Here is a 22718-nt window from a genome sequence, read left to right on the forward strand (position 1 = left end):
CCGGGCACCTCTCAGGCCTTGAGGCCCGAGGGCTTCATCTCGCCGGTGATGCCCTTCCCTTCCTCGATCGTATAAATGCGATCCACGGCCGGAATCTTCACATGCTCCACCGTGCCGCTCGGCCAGTGAATCTCCACGTCATCGATCGCCGCCGCCTCGCCCAGTCCAAAGTGCAGCCGCGGATCATTCGACGAGAGGAAGCTGCCGCCGGCCATCTTGTCGCAGCGCTGGCGCAGGGTTCCGGTCTTCACATACACCGATGCGCCCACCGCGTCGCGCGGGCTCTTCGGGCCGCCCACCAGGTTGAACTTCACCCAGTGGTTCGACGTCTCAAAGACATTCCGCATCAGCACCGGATGGCTGTCCATCACATTCACCACGACGTCGATCTTGCCCGTGTTGAAGAGGTCGCCAAAGGCCGCGCCGCGTGAGGCCATCACATCGGCGAGGCTGGTGCCGATCACCGGCGGCACCAGGTTGAACTTCTTGCCGCCTTCGTTGTGAAACAGCAGCGGACGCTCGGCATACGTCATGCCCCAGTCATGCTCGTCCACCTGCGGATACACATGGCCGTTCAGGTACATCAGGTCCTTCCAGCCGTCGTTGTCGTAGTCGATAAAGCCTACGCCCCAGCCCAGAAACGGAATGGTATCGCGGGCCGTACCAAGCTGGTAGCTCACATCGGTGAAGTTGGCCTGGCCGTCATTGTGATAGACCACAAAATAGTCGTCAGAGAAGTCGGTCGTCGCAATGTCGAGCCAGCCGTCATTGTCATAATCGGCCACCGCCATGCCCATGGTCGCGGTCTCGCGGCCATCCTGGTTCAGCGCAAAGCCCGAGGCATAGCTGTTGTCAGTGAACGTGCCGTTGCCGTTGTTGGTGTACAGATAGTTCGGCGTGGAATCGTCGGCAACAATCAGGTCCACCTTGCCCTTGTTGCTGAAATCGGCAAAGATGCCGCCAAAGCCGTAATAGGCGCTCGGATCGCTGACGCCCGCCTTTTTGCTGATGTCGGTGAAGGTGCCATCGCCGTTGTTCTGGAAGAGATGGTCCGTCTCGCCCTGCAAACCGCGCGGCCCGCACATGGTCGCCACGCCGCGATAGTTACAAAACGCGTAGGAGACGGCCTTCGAGCCGGACACCGGCGGATTGTTCAGGTCGTAATGAATGTAGCCCGGCACAAACAGATCGAGCTTGCCGTCGCCGTTGATATCGCCCCACGTCGCGCCTGTGGACCAGTTGCCCAGCGCCACGCCGGCCTTCTCGGCAATGTCCGTGAAGGTGCCGTCGTGATTGTTCTTGTAGAGGCGATTCTTGCCGAAGTTAGTGACGTAGAGATCCGGCCAGCCATCGTTGTCAAAGTCGGCCACCACCACGCCAAAGCCCCAGCGCTCATTGAGCACTCCGGCCTTTTCGGCCACATCGGTGAATGTGCCGTCGCGGTTGTTGTGAAACAGCGCGGCGCGCGGCTGCGGAGCCTTGCCATCCATCGCATCGTAGGTCGAGCCGTTCACCAGATAGATGTCGAGCCAGCCATCGTTGTCATAGTCGATCAGCCCCACGCCCGAGCCGATGGTCTCAAGGATGAACTTCTTCTCCTTGGTGCCCATCACATGCGTGAAGGCATCGAGACCAGCCGCCTTGGTGGCGTTCTGGAAGACGATGGGGCCGCTCTTCACAAATCCGCCCGCGGTGATGGGGCGATGCTCCGCGTCATAGATCGCGGCATGCGCGCCGGCCGTCGAGCTGCCGCCTCCACTGCCGCCCGGCGTCTGCTGCGCCAGGCCGGGAATCGCGGACAGGTCAAGACCGGGCGCCACCATCGACGCCAGAAAACTCAAAGTAAACACACGGCGGTTCACCACTCAACAATCTCCCGCAATAAGAATGTCCATGACTGAGAAAAACAATACGACAGCGGGCAGGGAGCGCTCAACGCGCTCCTCCCTTGGCGACCGTTGCCGGTGGAGCGGTTTTGGCCGATGGCGTAGGCGAGTTCCAGGACTGCATGGCCTCGGCCTCAGTGTGTACATGCCACGGCACCGCCTCATCGGCAATGGCCGGATGCTTCGCATAGTAGCTCTGCATGCCGATATCCGCCATCGGATCGAGCTTCTGGTCGGCGAAGAGCTTCTCCTGCTTGGCTGCCTCGGCCCGATTGCCCAGGCGGCTGTAGACGATGCCCAGAATGTAGTGCGCCGCCAGATCATTCGGATTGATCGACTGCACCGTCTGGTACTGCGCCTCTGCCAGCTTGTACTCATGCTGCTGGTAATAGCTGAAGCCCAGCTCGCGATGAATGTCTGACGAGAGCGGGAAGAGCGTGGCCGCCTTCTTCAAATCGGCAATCGCCTCGGGCACCTTGGCCTGATTGCGGAAGGTGAGCGCCTGCCAGTAGAGCGTGCGCGCACTGTCAGGATTCATCGCCAGAGCCTTGGCCAGGTACTGCGCCGCCTCGGGATACTTCTCCCAGTTGTAGTACGCAATGCCAATGTTGGCCCAGGCGCGGTCATAGTCCGGCCGCATCTTGGCCACCTGCTCAAAGGCATACACGGCCTCGCCATACTGCTGCTGGCTCAGCAGAGTGATGCCGAAGTCGTTCCACCGCATCCAGTCGGGGTTGTCGCCCGGCTTGGGCGGCACCGGCTTGTTCTGGCCCAGGTAAAGCGTGCGCGTGCGCGAGGCCATCACAGTCACGGGCAGCGGCTTGTGCCCTGTGCCCAGCACCCAGTTGGCAAACACCTGATCGAAGTGACGGTAGTTCACCTTGGCCGTGACGGTGAAGGGGCCAGGATCGCCCTCGGGAATCTGGAACTGGTAGCGCACCAGCGTCGAGCTGCCCGACTGAATGGTGTAGCCCACCGCATTGGTGTGCTTGAGCCAGACCTCGTGATGCTGCAGCAGATTTCCCTGCGCATCGAGCATCTGCGCCACAAAGCTGTGCGCGTTCGGGTCCACGTAACCATTCGGCAGAATGCCGCCACTGTTCATCACCACGCGGCCATGCGCATCCTTGACGACAAACTGCACCCAGCTTTCCAGAATGTCGCGCTGCTCCGGCACCAGCGAGTGGCCAATGCCTTTGTTCTGAATCACGACCGCCAGTTGCACATTGTCGCCGGGCTTGAGCGTGAAGCCGGTCGAGCCGAGCGGGCCGGTCCATTGCTGATCCTTATTGAGGCGAACGGCAAAGAGATCCACATTCAACCGGTCATGCTGCAGGTTCTTGACCGTCTCGGCATACTGCTTCTTGTCATGGAAGTAGACCGGCACAGCCGTATTCCCGCCAATCCAGCGGTGTGACATGATCATGCCATTCTTCTTCGAGTAGTCCGGCAGCGAGGTCCGCACCAGGTCCATATGGCAGTTCTGGCACACCAGGTGCGGCTTGGTGTAGAAGGGCAGCGGCGACTCGTGCGAGAACGATGAATGCTGCCACTCGTCATAGAGCGTGATCGCCGGCAGCCACTTGTAATGGTTGAGCGTGCGCGGCAAATCGGCCTCATGGCACGCCGCGCAATATTGCGGCGACTTGTAGAAGGGCTTCATCACGGCCGCAATGTGGCGCTGCACGTGAGCCATGATCTCGCTGTAGGGCACCTCGCCGGGAATCGGCTTGCCATTCGCGTCGAGCAGCGCCGAAGGCGTGCCCATCACATAAGAACCGATGCCGTAGGTGGGCTTCACTTCCGCAATGGAGTGGCACACCGAGCAGGTGACGCCCTCGTTGTTGTACCAGGTGGCGTGCGTGTATTTGTCCGGCGTCAGGCTGCCGGAGAGCAGCGCGATGGGATTGTGGCAGGCCTCGCAGTGCCGCGCATAGGCCACGCCTTTGGTGTGCTTGAGCAGGTCTACATTCTTGACGTAGTAGGGCTCGCGGAACGAGTTCGAATGCAGCGAAGCGCGCCACTGATGATAGCTGGCCTGGTGGCAATGGCCGCAGTACTCTGCCGTCGGGAATGCGCCCGGCTGAATGAACTGGCCGCTCTGTGTGCTCGCATAGCTCGGCGAGAATGGCTTGTCAGAGCCGAAGGGGTACTGATAATTCTTGCTGACCGCCGCCGAATATTGCGTCTGCGGCGTCGCCGGGCGGCTGCCCGCGTGCGTGGGCCGCAGAAAGAGAAACGTGCAGCCTGCGAATAGAAGGAGTGCGGTACCGGCCTGAAAAAGTGTCCTGCGAAACTGCATATTTCTTCCCTGTTTTGGTGGTGGCTTCTTGAAAAATCGATTCGGGATTACGCAGAGCAGGGTACAGGAGGCCCACAACGGCGGGCAATGCAAAAGTTGCCGAAAACCCGCGAAAACATTGAGGATTTAACTCTCCACCCAGTGATCGATGCGGTAATCAACCAAAAGGTGGAGATGGTATTCCTCCCCTGGTGGGGAGCAGTACCATGAGGAGTATGAATCGCTTTCAAGTTGTGCTTGCCACCGCGCTCGCCGCGCCGGTTTTGGCGGCGTCTGGTTTTGCGCAAAGTCTGCCGCCGGTTCCCGGCTCTCAGGTCATCAACATTACGCCCACGCCCGGAACCTTCACTGAGCCCGGCGTGGCCGTGAATCCGAACAATCCCAAACAGGTGGTGGTGGTTTTGCAGTACACCGCCAAGGCCGCCTACACCGAGGACGGCGGCCAGACCTGGCATCTGGACAGCACCGGCGTCGCGCCGCTCAACTACCGCATGTCCGGCGATGTGTCCGTAGCCTTTGACAACAAGGGCCACGCCATCATGGACTGCATTGCCTTCGACAAGCTGGGCAGCTTCAACTACTGGGGCCATGGAGCCACGCGCAACGGCATCTTTCAGCGCCGCTCGCTCGACGGCGGCAAGACCTGGGAGACGCAACTGCGCACCGTAAGCGCGTTCCCGACGAAGCCGGGAATTCCCTTTGAGGACAAGCCGTACATCGTGGCCGATGACAGTCCGCAGAGCCCCCATGCCGGCAATCTCTATGTGGGCTGGACGCGCTGGACGCTGACCGACTCACGCATGCTCTTCTCGCGCTCGACCGATGACGGCGTGAAGTGGAGCAAGCCCATTGAGATTTCCCAGACGCGCGGCCTGCCTCGCGATGACAACGGCGCATTGGAAGGCTTTGATGGCGTCGTGGGGCCAAAGGGTACGCTTTATGGCGTCTGGTCCGCCGATGACGAGATCGTGCTGACCGAGTCGCACGACGGCGGCAAGACCTTCACGCCCTCGCGCAACATCGTTCACACCGCGCCGACGATGTTTGCCGTCGATGGCATGGACCGCGCGAATGGATTCCCGCAGATTGCCGATGACCCGAAGAATGGCGAACTCTACGTCACCTGGAGCGATTATCGCAACGGCGATGTGGACATCTTTTTGTCGCGCTCGACCGATCATGGCGCGACCTGGAGCGCCCCGGTGAAGGTGAACAATGACCCGAAGCATGATGGGGCCGATCACTTCTTCCAGTGGCTGGCCGTCGATCCCGTAACGGGCGCGGTGAATGTGGTGTTCTATGACCGCCGCGAAAACCCTCACAAGCAGATCGTGGTGCTGGCCCGCTCGACCGACCACGGCGCAACCTTCAACAACTACGCCTGGACCAACACGCCCTTCAGCGGGAAAGACGTCTTCATGGGCGACTACCTCGGCCTCGCCGCGTATGGCGGCAAGGTGTACGGAGCGTGGCCGGTGCATCCGCAGGGCGCAAAGGGCACGATTCTGCAGATTGGCGAGGCCAACTTCAACAAGTAACTTTCACGCGAGCAAATAAGAAATCCCCACTCCGGCGGCTGCTTTGCCGGGGTGGGGATTTTGTTTTGCGCGAGACAACGGGTCAGGCTCAACGCGCTTGCATTAACGAGTCATCAGGTAATGCATCTGCTGCTCGATTTCGGCAATGGCGACCGGCTCCAGATGGTGGCTGGCCAGCGCGGCATTCAATTGCTTGAGCGAGCCATGCTTCACCTGCTGCCACTCGGCAGACTGCTCCTCCACCTCGTGCGTGGCACGCTTGCCGAGCGTGAGCGCCTGATCGGTCGGCGTGCGGTCGCCGCTCTCGATGGCGCTGAGCACAGCCAGCAGCTCGCCGTTGGACTTGGCGAGGCCGCCGCGATCATGGCCCGGCCGCACTTTGCCTTCGACAAGCTGGTTGAGCGTGAGTTGCACGGCCTCGACCTGCGGCAGCAGGCCGGCGGTGGCGACTTCCGGCTTCTTCGCCAGATCGTCGAGCTTCTGCCGCACAGAGTTCACCTCGGCGAGCGCCTTGCGGCTGACCAGCGTCATGGCAAAGATGCGCTGCGCCGCCGTGAACTGCGCCTGCAGTTCGGCCGGGGTGGCCGGGCTGTTGGGGTCCATGAGGACGGTGAGCGGCTGGGTCTGGCTGTGGCCATCCACGGTGAGCGTCACCGTGTAGTCGCCGGGCAGCACGCGCGGTCCCTTCGGCGCGCCATCGCCTGCATCGTCGTCATCGTTCTTCGGCTTGGCTCCGGCGGCCGCCCATTGCAGGTCCCACACGAAGCGGTGCTCGCCCGGCGTGCTGAGAATGCGCTGCGGCTTGGGGAACCAGCGCGCCGCGATGGGCTGCGGCGGCTCCGGAGGCGGAGGCGGCTCGTTGCTGCGATAGCTGCGCACCACCTGCCCGCTGGCATCGCGAATGGTCAGCGTGACCAGCGATGCCTTGGCCGGCAGATAGTAGTCGAGAATGGCGCCGTTCGGCGGATTCTTTGCAGTCGGCTCCTCGGGCGGCAGTGGCGTGCCGGGGAAGGCGTCATTGTCGATGCGGTAGGCCGGCTCAGGCTGGAAGAGCAGCGGCTTCTGCGTGGATGTAGCCGCGCTGAGCTGGCGCAGCGGCGTCATGTCGTCGAGAATCCAGAGCGAGCGGCCATGCGTGGCCACGACAAGATCGTTGTCATGCACCGTCATGTCGCGCACTGAACTGGTGGGCAGATTCAACTGCAGCGGCTGCCAGTGATTGCCGTTGTTGAAGCTGACGTAGATGCCGTATTCGGTGCCGGCAAAGAGCAGGCCCGGCGTCTTGGGGTCTTCACGCACGGCGCGCACAAAGTGCCCGGCGGGAATTCCGGTGGTGACGAGCTTCCAGCTCTTGCCGTAGTCCTCTGTGCGGTAGATGTAGGGCGCATCGTCCATCATGCGATGGCGATCGACCGCGGCCCAGGCTTCGCCGGGGTGGAAGTTAGATGCCTCGATCAGCGAAATCTTGCTCCACGGCTTCAGGCCCGGCGGCGTGACATTCTTCCAGTGCTGGCCGCCGTCGGTGGTGAGGTAGATGAGGCCCGTGTCGCTGCCCGACCATATCTCCTGCGCGTTCACGGGCGAGGGCGCAATGGTGTAGACGACGCCATAGCCTTCCTGGATGGCCTCTTCGGGCGTGGGCGTCACACCGGGTTTCGGAGTCAGCTTCGGCGTAGCCGCGCCGGTGAGGTCGGGGCTGATTTTGGTCCAGTGCAGGCCGCCGTCCTCGGTCTTCATGACATATTGCGTACCGAGGTAAAGCGCCTTCTTGTCCACGGGCGAGAAGACGAGCACCGGCGTCCACGGGTCACGGTACAGGTGCGCGTAGATGGGGCTCTCTTCAAAGCCCGCGCCGGGTCGCGGCGAAATGTCCTGACTGAGCGCTGTCTTGCGGTTCCAACGCGTGACGGTGCCGTAGGTGTCCGTCTCATAGACGATGTTCGAGTTCAGCGGATCGGGCGCCATGTAGCCCGCCTCGCTGCCGCCGGCCGGGAACCAGTCGCGGGGCGTGATCTGCAGATGATTGGTGCGGCTGTAGACGCCGAGGCTGCCGCTGTCCTGCTGCGCGGCGTAGACCACGTAAGGAAACTCGTTGTCGGTGATGACGTGATAGAGCTGCGCAGTGGGCTGGTTATACCAGGTGCTCCAGCTCTTGCCATAGTCCAGGCTGATGGTAGTGCCCTGGTCGGTGCCGAGAATCATCGAGCCGGGATTCTTCGGGTCCACCCAGAGCTGATGATAGTCATCGCCGCCCGGAGCGCCGCGAATGATCGTGATGGTTTTGCCGCCATCGGTCGAGCCATAGAGCGCGACGTTGGGAATGTAGATGTCGTTCGCATGCTCAGGATCGACGGTGATGGAGTCGAAGTACCATTGTCGGCTGGTGAGGCGCGCATCGGCGTTGATGAGCGTCCAGTCGTTGCCCCCGTCATCGGAGCGGTAGAGGCCGCCGTCTTTAGCCGAGATGAGCGCGTAGACACGCCGGCCATGCGCGGCCACGGCGACGCCGACGCGGCCCCACGGCTGCGCGGGCAGGCCGTGGCCGCTGAGTTCGGTCCAGTGGGCACCGCTGTCCGTCGAGCGATAGAGGCCGGTGCCGGGCCCGGGGATGGGCGGATAGGCGCTCCACGGCGGACGATGCGCGTTCCATGTGCCGGCGAAGAGCACGCTCGGCTTGTCCTGGGCGATGGCGAGGTCAGAGATGCCCACGCTGGGGCCCTTGTCGAGCACATGCTGCCAGGTGCGGCCGCCGTCAGTCGATTTGTAGACGCCGCGCTCGGCGCTGGGGCCGTAGGCGTCGCCGAGCACGCCCACATAAACAATGTTGGCGCTGCTGGGATCAATGACAATGCGGCTGATCTGTTTGGCATGCGCCAGGCCCATGTGCTGCCAGCTCTTGCCCGCGTCGGTGGACTTCCAGACGCCATCGCCGGAGGCGAGGTCAGAGCGGATATCGGATTCGCCGGTGCCGACGTAGAGGGTGTTCGGGTCAGAGGGCGCGACCGCGAGGGCCCCAATGGAGGCCACCGGCTTGTGGTTGAAGATGGGCTTCCACACGGTACCGGCGTCGGTGGTCTTCCAGACGCCGCCATCGACCGAGCCGAAGTAGAAGGTGGTGTTGTTGCCGGGCACTCCAGTCACGGCGACAACGCGGCCCGCGCGAAAGGGGCCAATCAGACGCCAGTGCAGACCAGAGAACATTTGCGGAGGCACGGTTTGCCCCGAAGCAAACAGGGGCGCGCAAAGCAGAAGAGCAGCGGCAGAACGCAGGCAGTTTCTAAAAAGCATCGTGGAATGATTTAATCTTGAGTCCCGGAAAATATCAAAGCCTCTCACGGGTTGAGCAGTTGGTAACGCTGTGAGCAGCTCGCCGGGCCAGCACATTTCAATTTTGGAGCTGCCTCTGATGCGCACTCTCCCTGCTCTGCTTTCCGTCGCTGCCCTCGCACTGAGCGCGGCCGTCCTGCCCGGCCATGCCCAGGCCGTCCACCCGTCCCCGGCCGCGGTAGTCTCGTCTTCCACTTACAGCCACGACCTGCACTGGCGGCTGATTGGGCCGTTCCGCGGCGGACGCACCCGCGCGGTGAGCGGCGTGCCCAGCGAGCCGAACGTGTTCTACGTGGGCGCGGTGGATGGCGGCGTGTGGAAGACAAATGATTACGGGCGCACGTGGCATCCGATTTTTGACCATGAGCCGACCGGCTCCATTGGTGCCCTCGCGGTCGCGCCCTCTGACCCGAAGATCATTTACGTGGCCAGCGGCGAAGGGCTGCACCGGCCTGATCTTTCGGTCGGCGACGGCATTTACAAATCAACCGATGCAGGCAAAACATGGACACGCCTCGGACTGAGAAATGTGCAGCAGTTCTCGCAGATGGCCGTGGATCCCACGAATCCTGATCGTGTCTTTGTCGCAGCCGCCGGGCATCCTTACGGGCCCAACTCACAGCGCGGCATCTATCGCTCGCTCGACGGCGGCAAGACGTGGCAGAAGGTGCTCTATGTGGACGAGAACACGGGCGGCAACGACGTGCGCATCGACCCGAAGAATCCGCAGATTGTGTATGCCACGCTGTGGGAAGCGCGCGAAGGCCCATGGGAGAATGGCGAGTTCAGCGGGCCGGAGGGCGGCATCTATAAATCGACCGACGGCGGCAGCACATGGAAGAAGCTGCACGGCGGATTGCCGGACGACATCATTCAGGCTTACGTCGCAATCTCCCCAAGCCACCCCAGCACGCTGTTTGCCTCGGTCGCGGTACCGGGCAAAGTGCAGCTCTACCGCTCAGAGGATGGCGGCCAGACCTGGACCGCGCCGACCACGGACGCGCGGCCGAAGAATCGCATTGGCGGCGGCGACCTGCCCATGCCGGCCATTGATCCCGAGCACCCGAACGTCTTCTACATGACCAGCATTGTGACCTGGAAGAGCGAGGATTCCGGGCACACGTGGCATGCCTTTCGCGGCGCGCCGGGCGGGGACGATTACCAGAACATCTGGATCAATCCTCACAACTCGAAGGTGATTGCGCTGGTGGGCGACCAGGGCGCGCTGGTGACGGTCAACGGCGGACAGACGTGGAGCTCCTGGTACAACCAGCCGACGGCACAGATCTATCACGTCGCGGCGGACAACGCCTTCCCTTACCGGCTGTGCGGCGGACAGCAGGAGAGCGGATCGGTTTGCATTCAGACGCGCGGCAACGATGGCGAGATCAACTTCCGCAACTGGCACCCGGTGGGCGCGGAGGAATACGGATACGTTGCTCCCGATCCGCTGGACCCGGATATTGTCTACGGCGGCAAGCTGACCAAGTGGAATCGCGCGACCGGGCAGGTGCAGGACGTACTGCCGGTGCCGCTGCGCAACCATGGCTTTCGCGCGGTGCGCACCGAGCCGCTGATGTTTTCGCCGGTGAATCCGCACCTGTTGTACTTTGCGGCCAATACGCTGTGGGAGAGCTACGACGGCGGCAACACCTGGAAGCAGATCAGCCCCGATCTCTCGCGCAAGACGTGGGCGATTCCCTCGGTGGTGGGCATCTACAGCAAGCAACCGGACGCGCAGCCGAAGGATCGCGGCGTGATCTACGCGCTGGCTCCGTCGCCTTTGAATGTGAACCGCATCTGGGCCGGGACCGACGATGGGCTGATCTGGCTGACGACCGATGGCGGCCAGCACTGGAAGAACGTGACGCCGCCGGAGATGAAGCCGTGGCAGAAGATTTCCATTCTGGACGCGGGCCACTTTGACCCGAACACCGCCTATGCGGCGGTGAACACGCTGCGGCTCGACGATCTGCATCCGTACATCTATCGCACGCACGATGGCGGCAAAACGTGGACAAAGATTGTGAATGGCCTGCCGGACGATGAAGACGTGAACGTGGTGCGGCAGGACCCCAAGGTGAAGGGGCTGCTCTACTGCGGCACCGAGCGCACGGTGTATGTCTCGTTTGACGATGGAGACCACTGGCAGCCGCTGCGGATGAATCTGCCGGCGACATCGATTCGCGACCTCATCCTCAAGAACGACGACCTCGCGATTGCCACGCACGGGCGCGGCTTCTGGGTGATGGATGACATCACTCCGCTGCGGCAGTGGAAGAAGGTTGCGGGCAATGCGCCCGCGCTGATGAGGCCCGCGCTGGCCTATCGCGTGCACTGGGACACAAACACCGACACGCCGCTCGCACCCGATGAGCCGCATGCGGACAATCCTCCGGATGGGGCGATTCTGGACTACTGGCTGCCTGCCGATGCGCAGGGCGCGGTGACGCTGACCATTCGCGATGCTGCGGGCCACGTGGTGCGGCAGTATTCGAGCGCGACGCCGGTACCGCCGACGGACCCAAAACTTATGATTCCAGCCTACTGGCTGCGCCCGGCACAGCATCTCTCCGCGCAAGCCGGGCTGCATCGCTTCGTGTGGGACCTGCACTTCACGCCGGTCGCGGGAATTCCGGCCGAGTACCCGATTGCCGCCGTGCCGCATGACACGGCCCCCGCGCCCACCTCGCCGTTTGTGCTGCCGGGCCAGTACACCGTGCAGCTCACGGTCAATGGCAAGACGTATGCGCAGCCGCTGGTGATTCGCGAAGACCCGCGCGTGAAGACGCCGATGGAGGGATTGGAGGCCCAATTTGCGCTCTCCGATGCGGTCTATCGCGATCTCAAGACCGTGCAGGCGGTGATTGATAAAGCCAGCGCCACGGCCAGCAAGCCAGAGGTGGCCGAATTGGTGGGCGAGCAGGGCGGCTTTGAAGAGGGTCCGCGCCAGATGCAGCCCACGCTCTACGGCATGCGCGGCATGCTGCTGCAGATGCTCACGACGCTGCAGGGTGCGGATGTGGCTCCAACCCAGCCGCAGCACGCCGCCGTGAAGGAGCTGCACGGCGACGTGGAGAAGCTGCTGGCCCGCGCCAAGGCATTGGGCCTGAGCTGACGCGAGGCGAAATCGGCCCTTGCCGCCCTCCTTTTTGCAGGGGCGGGCGGCGGGGACCGTGGTCTGCCTGATTTCAACCGCTTTCGAGCAGAAATAGCCCTCTTTTAACAAGGGTTCGGTATCCTGTTAACAAGGAGTACTGCCCGCATGATGCCGATGCCCGTTCGCCGCACCCTCAGGCGCTGGAACCGTCTCTACCGCGAGACGCGAGTTGTCGCCCAGGCGCTGCGCGAGAAGGATCATCCTGTCTTTGCCCACGTCGTGGTGACACGGCGATGCAACCTGGCCTGTACCTATTGCAGCGAGTTTGACGACCACTCGAAGCCGGTCCCGGCCGAGGAGCTGCTGAAGCGCATCGACAAGCTGGCTGCGCTGGGCACGACGACCGTGACCATCACGGGCGGCGAGACGCTGCTGCATCCCGAGCTGGAGCTGGTGATTGCGCGCATTCGCAGCTACCGCATGATCGCCGTGATGATCACCAACGGCTATCTGCTCTCAGTGGATCGCATCAAGAGCCTCAACAAGGCCGGGCTGGACCGCATGCAGATCAGCATCGACAACATCGAGCCCGATGATGTGTCGATGAAGAGCCTGCGCATCCTTGACCTGCGGCTGCGCTGGCTGGCCGAGCATGCCGAGTTCCCTGTTCACATTCACTCGGTGGTAGGCGCGGGCACCAGCAAGCCTGCGGACGTGATCCAGATTCAGAGCCGCGCCCGGCAACTGGGCCACCTGAGCACGGCCGGCATTGTGCATGACGAGACCGGCCACATTCTGCCGATCGACGAAGAGAGCCGCCGCGTGCTCAAGCAGGTGGAAGGCAGCACGAAGTCTGCGTTTTCGTTTGCGCGGCACAATCCGTGGCGGGCCAAACTGCTGGCGGGCAAGCCGAATGACTGGCACTGCCCGGCCGGGGGACGCCACCTCTACATCTGCGAATTTGGACTGGTGCACTACTGCATGTCGCAGCGCGGCTATCCGGCGATTCCGCTGGAGAAGTACACGATTGAGGACTGCATTCGCGAAGCGAAGAAGCCCAAGGCCTGCGCACCCTATTGCACCATCTTTTGCGTACACCGCATTGCGTGGGTCGATCGCCTGCGCGAGAACCCGAGCCAGGCGCTCACCGAGCTGTTCCCTCCGCAGGAGGGCAGCGATCAGCCGGCGATTCCCGCGCCCGTGCGCGCGCTGACCGCGCTGTTTGCCGCACCCAAGCCGGGCAGCAAGCCGAGCGGAGCCACTCTGGCCTTCCGCAAGGCGGCCATGCGACTGCTCAAGATCAGCTAAAACAATTATCAGTTCGCGGTTGCGTGAACCTTCCGCTTGCCACCGGGCCCTGCCAGGGCGGCGTGGCGGCGGAAGGTAGCGCCGGAAATCTGCAACTGGGCGCAGATGGCTTCGGGCGTGGCGCCTGAGGCCATGGCCTGCGGTACCTCAATGGCCAGACGCTCCTCGCGCAGCAGCACGCGGCGGTAGTAGTCCTCAAGCTGGCGCGTGGCGGCGGCCCAGTCCCACTTTTCGGCGTCCAGGCGGGCGCGGCGGCGCACCTCGGCATGGTGGTTGGGGTCGGCAAGCAACTGCTGCACAGCCTTGACGTGGCCCATCTCGTCGGCGGGATCGTAGAGATGGCCTGTAATGCCGTCCTGCACAATGTCTGCCGTGCCCCCGGCATTGGGGGTGACCACCGGGCAGCCGGCGGCCATCGATTCCAACAGCACGAGGCCGAGCGTCTCGGTGCGCGAGGGCAGCATGAAGACATCGCCCGAGGCAAAAGCCTCGGCCAGGTCACGGCCCCGCATGAAGCCGGCAAAGTAGGTCTTTGTTCCGGCGAAGTGCTGCTGCAGCTTTTCGCGGTGCGGTCCGTCGCCCACCAGCGCCAGGCGCAGACCGGGGACGGATTTGAGCACGTCCAGGCAGCGCTCAATCTCTTTCTCGGCCGAGAGGCGGCCCACGTAGAGCAGCAGCTTGTCCTCCGGGTGCCCCTGCGTGAGGCGCTCGCGCATGGCCTGGCTGGCGCAACTGGGGTGGAAGGTCTCAGTATCCACACCGCGCTGCCAGAGATGCATGCGCTGAATGCCGTGAGCCTCCAGCTCGGTCTGCATGGCTGAGGAGGTCGCGAGCGTAAGATCGGCCCGGTTGTAGCCGGCCCGCATGCCCCACCACATCAGCGGCTCCAGCGAGCCGAGGCCGTAGTAGCCGAGATATTTAGGCAGATGCGTGTGGTAGGAAACCACCAGCGGAAGCTGATACCGCACGCTGTAGTAGAAGGCCGAAACGGCCAGCATGGCCGGATTGATGGCGTGAACGATGTCCGGCTGAAAGGCGGCCAGCGCCTCGCCGACCGAAGGCCGCGGAATGGCGATCTTCAGGTCGGGATATAGCGGGAAGGGGAATCCTGAAACACCGTAGACGGGCGCGCCCTCAAAATCATCGATCCCCTTGGGAGCGATGATCATGACCTCGTGCCCGGCCCGCCGCAGGTTGCGGATGGTGTGGCAGAGACGGGTCACGATGCCGTCGATCTTCGGCAGGAAGGTCTCCGTCAGCAGTGCGATGCGCAGCGGCCTCGCCTGGCCCGGCTCCACGGTCTGGATTACGGATTCCCCTTCGCGCAATGGTTACCTCCAGGTCACCTTGGGCAGAATCTGGCCGCGGTCTACGCGATCCTTATACCGGATCGCGAAGCTCAGAAGCGAGCTCAAAAGCGAATCGGAAAGGTTGTGCGGCTTGAGCCCCAGATCCTGCAACAGCGTGTTCTTCGCGTTGTAGTAGTGCTCTTCCTTTTCGACGCGCGGATTCTGAATATGGCTGATTTCCACGTTCAGGCCGGCTTCCTTGCCTGCCTTCTGCACCATCTCTGCCAGTTGCAGCACGCCGAACTGCTCGGTGAACTGATTGAAGACGCGGAACTCGCCCTTGTCTGCCGGATTGGTGCAGGCAATCTCAATGCAGCGCACCGTGTCGCGGATGTCGAGGTAGCCGCGCGTCTGACCGCCGGTGCCGTAAACCGTCAGCGGGTGGCCAATGGCTGCCTGGATGCAGAAGCGGTTGAGCGCCGTGCCGAAGACATGGTCATAATCAAGGCGGTTGACCAGCTTGTCGTCATTGGCGGTTTCGTCGGTCAGCACGCCGTAGACCACGCCCTGATTGAGGTCAGTGGCGCGCAGGCCCCAGATCTTGCAGGCAAAGCGAATGTTGTGCGTGTCATGCACCTTGCTGAGGTGGTAGAACGAGCCCGGCTGCATGGGATAAGGCAAACGGTCTTCGCGGCCGTTGTGCTTGATCGTGATGTAGCCCTCTTCAATATCAATGTTGGGCTGGCCGTACTCGCCCATGGTGCCCAGCTTGACCAGGTGAGCATCGGGGCAGATCTCGTGCATCGCAAAGAGCAGGTTCAGGGTACCGGTGACGTTATCCACCTGCGTCATGACGGCGTGGTCGCGGTCAATCATCGAGAACGGCGCCGAGCGCTGCTCGCCAAAGTGAACGATCGACTCCGGCTCCCAGGTCTTGAGGATGTTGCGCACCAGTTGATAATCGGTGATGTCGCCCACGAAAAGGTCGATCTTGCGGCCGGTCTTTTCATTCCAGTGCTGCACGCGCTGATGAATGGATGCGATCGGGGTGAGCGTATCGACACCCAGCGTCGCATCCCAGTGCCGGCGCACCAGACTGTCCACAATGGCCACTTCATGGCCGCGCTCCGACAGATAGAGGGCGGTTGCCCAGCCACAATATCCATCGCCTCCGATTACGAGAATCTTCATCTGTTGATTCGTCTCCGCAAGTACGTTTCAAATGAGGCGCGGAAATGCGCCCCTCCCAGCATCGCACAACGGCCCCGGAGATTGCACGGAGCGACGCCCTGAGGATTGTTTCTTAAAGGATTTGTAATGAAGAAAAGTACATTCTGATGAACATCAGACGGCATGCAGATCGAGACGATTAAAGGCCGAGATTTTGACGAATCAACCCGGTGAATGCGTAGCAACGGCACACCTCGAGGGATTTGAGCACACTTTCGATATTGCGCGGTGGATTAAGCTCAGCCCCCTGCTGATGCAAAATATGCACGACTATCTCTGGATTTATGGAATACAGATCAACCAGATATTCGTCTGGCGTTTTAGCTACGATGTTCTGGGCCTGGAGCCAGTCAGCGGGGAAATGCTTCGTATTGTAGGTCAGAATGACTTCTGCTCCGCATTTGATTGCAGCAGCCACGACATGGCGGTCTTTAGGCTCATTTCTCATGGCTGGAATAAGCTCCTTGTAGCCGTCTGCTACCCAGGCATCTGCAAAATGCGTGCGCAGTTCTCCAACCAAATAATCAGCGTCTTGCTCTGAACGCCCCAGCCTGGCAATCAGATTCCTCCGGACTTCCTCAATAATGTCGTCAGACCAGCGGCAAAGAAAAAGCCGCCGTTCTGACAACCGGAGAAGCGTGTCGCGAACAGCAGCCTGTATGAGTACATTGGCGTCAATAATGACGGGGAAATCCGAAGTCATCTAGCTTTCATCTACCGGAACAAACGTATCGTATATTCCTGATTCCTCGGATTTCTGGGCAATTCGTTGAATCGCATCATGCCGGTTGCGCTCTCGAGCTTCCTTGTAATCGCACAAATCCTTGAAGAAGATGCGCCGATGGGTTCCGGCCCGGTGAAACTTCAACTTCCCCGATTCGAGTTCGTTCACAAGATATTGACGGGATACCCCCAGCATATCCGCAGCAGCCTGGGTGCTGAGCTCCTCCATCACGGGCATCAAGGCCACGGCCTTGCCCTGTTGCATATCTTCAATAATCCTGCGCAGAACCTGATATACGGTTGGAGGCAAATCGATCCTGGTGTTATCAGGCCCAACCAGGGCCGCGGCACCGTCATGAATGAGCATCCGGTACAGTTTTTTGACTGCCTGAGTCTCCTCCTCATTCTGCGGGGCGATGCGAATTGCTTGCGTGCCCATAGGCTCCTCCCATGCGAATGCGCAAATATGCAGATTCTCATATTCGCTATACTCGCTACCGCTTAGTATCGGCAGCCGGCAGGCATTATGTCAACGAACAGCACTCCTCCTGCCCCAGAATGCTGTCCCATAGAATCCCTTTCCAGACAACGGAAAGACACATGCAGATCTCCAGCCCCTGCAAGGTGAGAGACACAGAAAAGAGTGTTGAAATGTTGATTTAATGGTGGACGCGGTAGGAATCGAACCTACAACCTGTCGATTAAGAGTCGAATGCTCTGCCAGTTGAGCTACGCGTCCACTGTTTGCGGAGATGCCCGCGGAAGGAAGAAGCGAAGAACTCGCTCCCTCATTTTTATATCACAAGATTGCGGTGTATCCGCCTCAGAAGGAGAAGGAAAGTCCGCCTTCAATCGAGCGGCTGAGCTGAGCGAAATACAACTGGCTGCCATCGCTGCTGAGGAAGGGCCGATAGCCCTCGGCGAGCAGGTTACGCACGTCCACCAGCGCCTCCATTCCATTGGGCAGCATGCGGCAGTGAATGGGCTGGCGCAGATAAAGGCTCAGATACGCATCAGGCAGCGCCGTAGCAAAGGGCGCAACCGGCGTCAGGGTGCCGGCGGTCTGCCAGCGGTAGGCCGCGCGCCATGCGGTGCCGGTGCGGTCCACACGCCCGGCGGCGGAGATGGCGACCATCTCGGCCGCCTCAGGATGCATCTGCTCAAGCGGCGCGGAGAAAGACACCGGCTCGGCCATCTGGCTGGCCGCGGCGAGCGCTTCGCCCGTGGCGGCATCGACGGTCAGGCGCAGATTGGCCCCCATGGGATTGCGAATCTCCGCCACGATGCCGGTGGCGCTGTAGCTTTGGCCGGCAGCGCTCAACTGCCCGGCAACCGGATCAAAGAGCAGATTGCCGGAGTTCAGGTCCGCATTCGTGGGCGCGCCGCCGCCATTCACAATGGGGTTGTCGATCTGATCGTGATAGACGCTCACGCTCATGGCACGACCGCTTCCGTCTGTGCCGTGGCTGATGGTGAACTGCTGGTGCAGGCCATGCTCGGTGACCAGTTGGCCATTGAGCTCGGTGGCCGCGGCGGAGAGATTCGTCTCCTCATCCACCATGCCGGCGCTCTGCGCGTCGGGGCTCGTAGCCACAGAGTAGGAGTAGCGCGTGTGGCCGGACTGCACCATCAGCAGCGCGAAAGGATAATTGCCCACCGTCGTGCTGGTGGAATGAAAACCCAGAACCTGGTCGCCCACCTGGGCCTCGACGCCCGGCATCAGGTTGAGCGTTTCGGCATTTCGCAGAGCAAAGGAATTCAGCCCCTGCACTGCGCCGCCCGCGATGCCTGGATGGTCTTCCACAATGCCGACCGTGCGGAAGGAGTTGCCAAAGGCGAGCCGGTGCTCGTAGCCGGCGACCATTCTGACGGCGGGGCTATCGGTCTCGACAGGGTCTGCGAGGTCGGCGCGCAGTACGAGCCCGCGCGAGCCGTCGAGGCTGCGGGCAAGTTCGAAGTCCTGATGCACGCCGCCGTCGCCAAAGCGGCTGTCGCCTCCGCGCAGCGTGACACGCGCCTTGAGGGTGCGGTTGCCGTTCGAATCAGTCACGACGACCAGTGGGCCATTCTGCAGCATACGCAGCAGGGGCCGGTCGGCGGAAAGACGCAACGTCCAGGTCCAGTCATCGGGCGGCTCCCCGGCTTTGCGGGGCTCGGCAGGCAGCCAGCGGAATGCCTCGTAGAGCGTGTTCAGCGTGAGATTGACGACGACGCGGGTGCTGGCGGCCAGTTCAAGATTTTCGCGAATGGTAGGCAGAAAGAGCGGACTGGTGGCGCGCAGCTCATAAGTGCCCGAGGGGATATGGTGCAGCGCATAATGGCCGTGCGTATCCGTCGCCATTTCGGCCACAATCTTCTGGTCAGGGCGCATCAACTCCACCAGCGCGCCAGACTCGGGCGCTCCCTGGCTGTTACGCACTACCCCTGAGACGTAAGCTTCAGGCGTTGCAGGATGCGTCTGCGCGCTCGCCGAAATTGCAAGCAGCAGCATCGCGGTTCCGGGAATGAACAAACGTCGAATCACTTCTTGCTTTCAATTTGCTCCCTGGCCGAGGAGTCCTGCAATCAAAGCGACGGCCAGCGGCTCTGACGGCCGCCTGGCCGGTGTGGCATTAGTCTACGACAAAGGGTGCGGATTGGGCGATTTCCTGCCCGGAGATGGCGTCGTGGACCGTGATTTTGACCTTGTACTTGCCGGGTTGCAGACTGGCCAGGGGGAGGCGCTTTTCGAGCGTCAACTCGTCTGAGTTCGAGGAAATATCCGCGGACTTCTGCGAGGTATCCAGCAGCACCTTGTTGGTTTTGGTGTCGATGATCTGATAGTTGATGGTCGCGTCGTTCCGCTTGGTCTTCTCATTGATGCCGAGGTTGTAGACCTGCATCCAGAAGTTCAGGTTCTGAGTGCGGTGGAAGCTGGCCGGCATGGAAGCGCGAGCCATGACGCGCGGGCGGATGAACGTGCTGCCGATCGTGAAGGCGCCGGTACCGATGTCCTTGTCGGGCACGCGCTCCATTTTGTCGGCCAGAATGAGCGATGAGGTGGAGAGGCTGTTGTCGTTGTACTCGGGCACGGTGATGGCCTCGGCCCAGGTGCCGACGTGATCAGGATTGTTGACGTCCTTAATGGCGATATCGATGCGATAACGGCCGGGACGCAGCGGCAGAGCCTTCCAATACAGCGAGGAATGGTTGAGCGTTTGCGGCAGCAGCTCGGAGGGTTCCTCGACTTCGACCGTGTCTTCAAAGGTCGTGACCACCTTGTCGGTGATGGTGGAAACCTGCCCGAAGATGTTGACCAGACCTTTGGAGACGCCATTGGTGGTCTTGAAGGTGATGTCGCCCTGCTTGATCTGCAGGGTGATGGGCACCAGCACGGTGTTATCGGTGATCTTCACGAAGTCGGTCTGGACATCAAAGGGGAAGAACGGACCGCTGAGCACCTTGTGCGTCGTGATGAAGTCCTGCAGGTCTTTGAACTTGACCACGGGCGGGGCTTCGAGCTTGGCGTACTGCTCGAGGCGGTCGAATTCCTTGCTGCCATTCTCGGCGGACATGGGGCCGGGGCCGAGCTGCTCAAGGCCGCCGCGGAAGCGGTCCGCCTTCTTGGCCATGCCCATCTGCTCATACAGGGTTTCGCCGGCGCCGGGCACGTGCAGCAGCGCGTCTTTGGCGGCACGGTTGATGGTCATGACATAGTTGCCGCACATGCACTGATCGACGAACTCAATGTTGACATTTTCGCCGATGCCCGCGATGTAGCGGTAATGCCAGTCCTCAAACGGATAGGTGTCCGTCTGGCCGCCGCCCTCGGAGATGGGACGGTTGTAGGTGCCGCCGCTGGGGTGCGACTCAATGCTGTCGGGCTTGCCGTACTTGATATAGATCATGCCGCGGTCGGTCATCCAGCCGGGCTCACCGTCAGAGAAGTGAGAGTTGGAATAGGCGATGCGGCGGTAGATCTCTTCGCGATAGGAGTTATAGGGCGAGCCGGGATCAGGATTGCGGCGGGCCCAGAAGTTCTCAATGAAGGCATCGCGCTCTTCATCATTGGTGAGCGCCTTGAAGGCCCGGCGTTCCTTGTCGGTGATGATCCAGCGAACGGTCTCATTCAGCCACTTCTTGTAGGGGCCCTTGAGCTCTTCGCGATACTCTTTTTGCTGCTTCCGGCGCACGCTGTCGGGCAACTGCCGCTTCAACGGATTCTGGTCGTCCTGCGAATTCTGGGAAGCATCTTGTGCGGACTGAGCCTGATTCCGGTCCCGGTCTCTGTGTGAAGGCTGCGCGTACAGACAGGGCGCGGAGCTCGCGCCGGCAAGCGTGGCCAACAGCAACATCGAAATACGGCACTGCGACATAATGCAACTACTCCTCAACGATTCCCCTATTGTACGAGCCGGTCTCCGGGGCTTTCAAGAAAATGGTTTTGGCCAGGCAACCCGAAAGCGGTTTTCCGGTCAGATTTTACGCTCCACCATTGCTATCATGGTGTGACTTTAATTCCACCCTTTCCTCATTGGTTTTCTGGAACTTTTGACCATGAGGCTACGTAACGCAGCGTAACCGGACAGGAAACCCCTGTCTGTGCCTTACGAACGCGGCAGGAAAGAGACGCATGAAGAAGGTTCTTCTGGTTGTTGTTGTTGTCCTGGTTCTTGGCGGCATTGTGGCCTTGACGATTGTTCGCGCGCACGCGGGCGGCACCAAGGTGCTGACCGGCAAGGTGGTGCGGGAGGATCTGACCTCGACGGTGAGCGCCACCGGGCAAATCAAGCCAAAAGAGTATGTCAACCTGGGTGCAACCGCGTTCGGCCCCATCACCAACCTCTATGTAAAGGAAGGTGAGCGGGTACATGCGGGCGAAGTGGTAGCCACCATTGACAACGTTCAGCAGACGGCCGCGGTGGCCGGACAAAAGGCCGCCATTGCCGCAGCCCAGCGCACCGTAGCCGCCGACCTGGCCGCGCAGGCGACCGCGCAGGCCAACATTGAGCATGCCCAGGCCCAGTTGACCCAGGCTGGATCCGAATACAAGCGGGCACAGGCCCTCTACAAGGCGCAGGTGATGTCGCGCCAGGATTTTGAGACCGACAAGGCGACCTACTTCGCCGATGTAGCCTCGCTGGCCCAGGCCAAGGCCGGGCTGACCCAGAACAAGGCCCAGACGGCCGCGGCTGAAGCGCAGTTGCGGACGCAGCAGGCGACGCTCAAGTCCAACCAGGATCAGCTCAACAAAACGCTCGCCATTGCTCCCTTTGACGGCATTGTGACCAACCTGCCGGTGCGCAAGGGCGAAACGGTGGTAGAAGGCATTCAGAACGCCGAAGGCTCGACGCTGATGACCATTGCCAACATGAGCACGGTGACGGCCGAGGTGATGGTAGACGAAGACGACATTATTAATGTCGCCATCGGCCAGCCGGCGCAGGTGACGGTGGATGCGCTGCCGGGCGAGTCCTTTGCGGGGCACGTAACCGAGGTGGGCGACCAGGCGCTGCTGCGCTCGACGGGCGTTTCGACGAGCCAGTCCACGTCAGGCACGCAGGAAGCCAAGGACTTCAAGGTGGTCATTACGCTCGACCATCCCAACAAGGACTTGAAGCCGGGCCTCTCCTGCACGGCCAAGATCACGACGGCCACGCAGCCGAATGTGGTGGCGATTCCGATTCAGGCGCTGACCATGCGCACCCAGAGCAGCCTGGAAAAGACGGCCTCGAAGAATGCCGCCGATACCACGACGGCCAGCACGGAGCCACAGATTCAGGGCGTATTTGTGGTCAGCCCGGGAGCCAAACCGAAGGTGCATTATGTCGCGGTCAAGACCGGGATCACCGGCACCACGGACATCCAGGTGATGAGCGGACTGAAGCCGGGACAGGAAATCGTGATCGGCCCCTACAGCGTGCTGCGAACCCTGAAGAACGGGGATCTCATCCAACGGGAAAAGACGGGCCTCGCAACCACGACCACGACCAGCAGCAGCAATTAGCAACGAGCCCGAGAGACGCTCACCGATGG

At 61.6% G+C, this 22718-nt stretch carries 13 protein-coding genes and 1 tRNA gene; 4 read left to right on the forward strand and 10 right to left on the reverse strand.

The window, feature by feature from the left end; genetic code table 11:
- Positions 1-11 precede the first annotated feature (11 nt).
- Positions 12-1823: a CRTAC1 family protein gene (locus tag ACP_RS06495; protein WP_148215253.1), complete on the reverse strand. Its 1812-nt coding sequence runs from the start codon at positions 1821-1823 to the stop codon at positions 12-14.
- A gap of 109 nt (positions 1824-1932) precedes the next feature.
- Entirely contained in the window at positions 1933-4188 is a 2256-nt protein-coding gene (locus tag ACP_RS06500) for a tetratricopeptide repeat protein (protein ID WP_148215066.1), read from the reverse strand.
- A 215-nt stretch (positions 4189-4403) separates the two neighbouring features.
- Between ACP_RS06500 and ACP_RS06505 the strand changes: the two genes are divergently transcribed.
- On the forward strand, positions 4404-5726 hold the full coding sequence (locus ACP_RS06505) for a sialidase family protein (RefSeq protein ID WP_015896494.1): 1323 nt from the start codon (positions 4404-4406) through the stop codon (positions 5724-5726).
- A gap of 102 nt (positions 5727-5828) precedes the next feature.
- Here the strand turns inward: ACP_RS06505 and ACP_RS06510 are convergent, their stop codons facing one another.
- The gene (locus ACP_RS06510; protein ID WP_169305938.1) at positions 5829-8939 is read right to left on the reverse strand and encodes a hypothetical protein; all 3111 of its coding nucleotides are present in this window, start codon (positions 8937-8939) and stop codon (positions 5829-5831) included.
- Positions 8940-9132: 193 nt separating this feature from the next.
- On the opposite strand from ACP_RS06510, the gene ACP_RS06515 reads away from it, so the two are divergent.
- On the forward strand, positions 9133-12171 hold the full coding sequence (locus tag ACP_RS06515; RefSeq protein WP_015896496.1) for a WD40/YVTN/BNR-like repeat-containing protein: 3039 nt from the start codon (positions 9133-9135) through the stop codon (positions 12169-12171).
- 147 nt (positions 12172-12318) lie between these two features.
- The gene (locus ACP_RS06520; RefSeq protein ID WP_015896497.1) at positions 12319-13461 is read left to right on the forward strand and encodes a radical SAM protein; all 1143 of its coding nucleotides are present in this window, start codon (positions 12319-12321) and stop codon (positions 13459-13461) included.
- 8 nt (positions 13462-13469) lie between these two features.
- Here the strand turns inward: ACP_RS06520 and ACP_RS06525 are convergent, their stop codons facing one another.
- The 7 genes from ACP_RS06525 to ACP_RS06555 form a co-directional block, all read right to left on the reverse strand.
- The gene (locus ACP_RS06525) at positions 13470-14789 is read right to left on the reverse strand and encodes a glycosyltransferase family 4 protein (protein WP_202944495.1); all 1320 of its coding nucleotides are present in this window, start codon (positions 14787-14789) and stop codon (positions 13470-13472) included.
- Positions 14790-14792: 3 nt separating this feature from the next.
- Positions 14793-15941, reverse strand: coding sequence for an NAD-dependent epimerase/dehydratase family protein (locus ACP_RS06530; RefSeq protein WP_015896499.1), 1149 nt, complete (start codon positions 15939-15941; stop codon positions 14793-14795).
- Between the two features lie 178 nt (positions 15942-16119).
- On the reverse strand, positions 16120-16683 hold the full coding sequence (locus ACP_RS06535) for a PIN domain-containing protein (RefSeq protein ID WP_015896500.1): 564 nt from the start codon (positions 16681-16683) through the stop codon (positions 16120-16122).
- On the reverse strand, positions 16684-17142 hold the full coding sequence (locus ACP_RS06540) for an excisionase family DNA-binding protein (RefSeq protein WP_015896501.1): 459 nt from the start codon (positions 17140-17142) through the stop codon (positions 16684-16686).
- A gap of 224 nt (positions 17143-17366) precedes the next feature.
- Positions 17367-17442 (reverse strand) — tRNA-Lys (locus ACP_RS06545).
- 84 nt (positions 17443-17526) lie between these two features.
- Positions 17527-19227 carry a carboxypeptidase-like regulatory domain-containing protein gene (locus ACP_RS06550; RefSeq protein ID WP_148215068.1) on the reverse strand — a complete coding sequence of 567 codons (1701 nt, stop codon included), beginning with the start codon at positions 19225-19227 and terminating at the stop codon, positions 17527-17529.
- Between the two features lie 88 nt (positions 19228-19315).
- Positions 19316-21058 carry a GWxTD domain-containing protein gene (locus ACP_RS06555; RefSeq protein WP_015896504.1) on the reverse strand — a complete coding sequence of 581 codons (1743 nt, stop codon included), beginning with the start codon at positions 21056-21058 and terminating at the stop codon, positions 19316-19318.
- Positions 21059-21315: 257 nt separating this feature from the next.
- On the opposite strand from ACP_RS06555, the gene ACP_RS06560 reads away from it, so the two are divergent.
- Positions 21316-22689, forward strand: a complete 1374-nt coding sequence (locus ACP_RS06560; protein ID WP_015896505.1) for an efflux RND transporter periplasmic adaptor subunit — start codon at positions 21316-21318, stop codon at positions 22687-22689.
- Positions 22690-22718 lie beyond the last annotated feature (29 nt).

Origin of the sequence: Acidobacterium capsulatum ATCC 51196 (assembly GCF_000022565.1) — a bacterium.
Taxonomy (GTDB): Bacteria; Acidobacteriota; Terriglobia; order Terriglobales; family Acidobacteriaceae; genus Acidobacterium; species Acidobacterium capsulatum.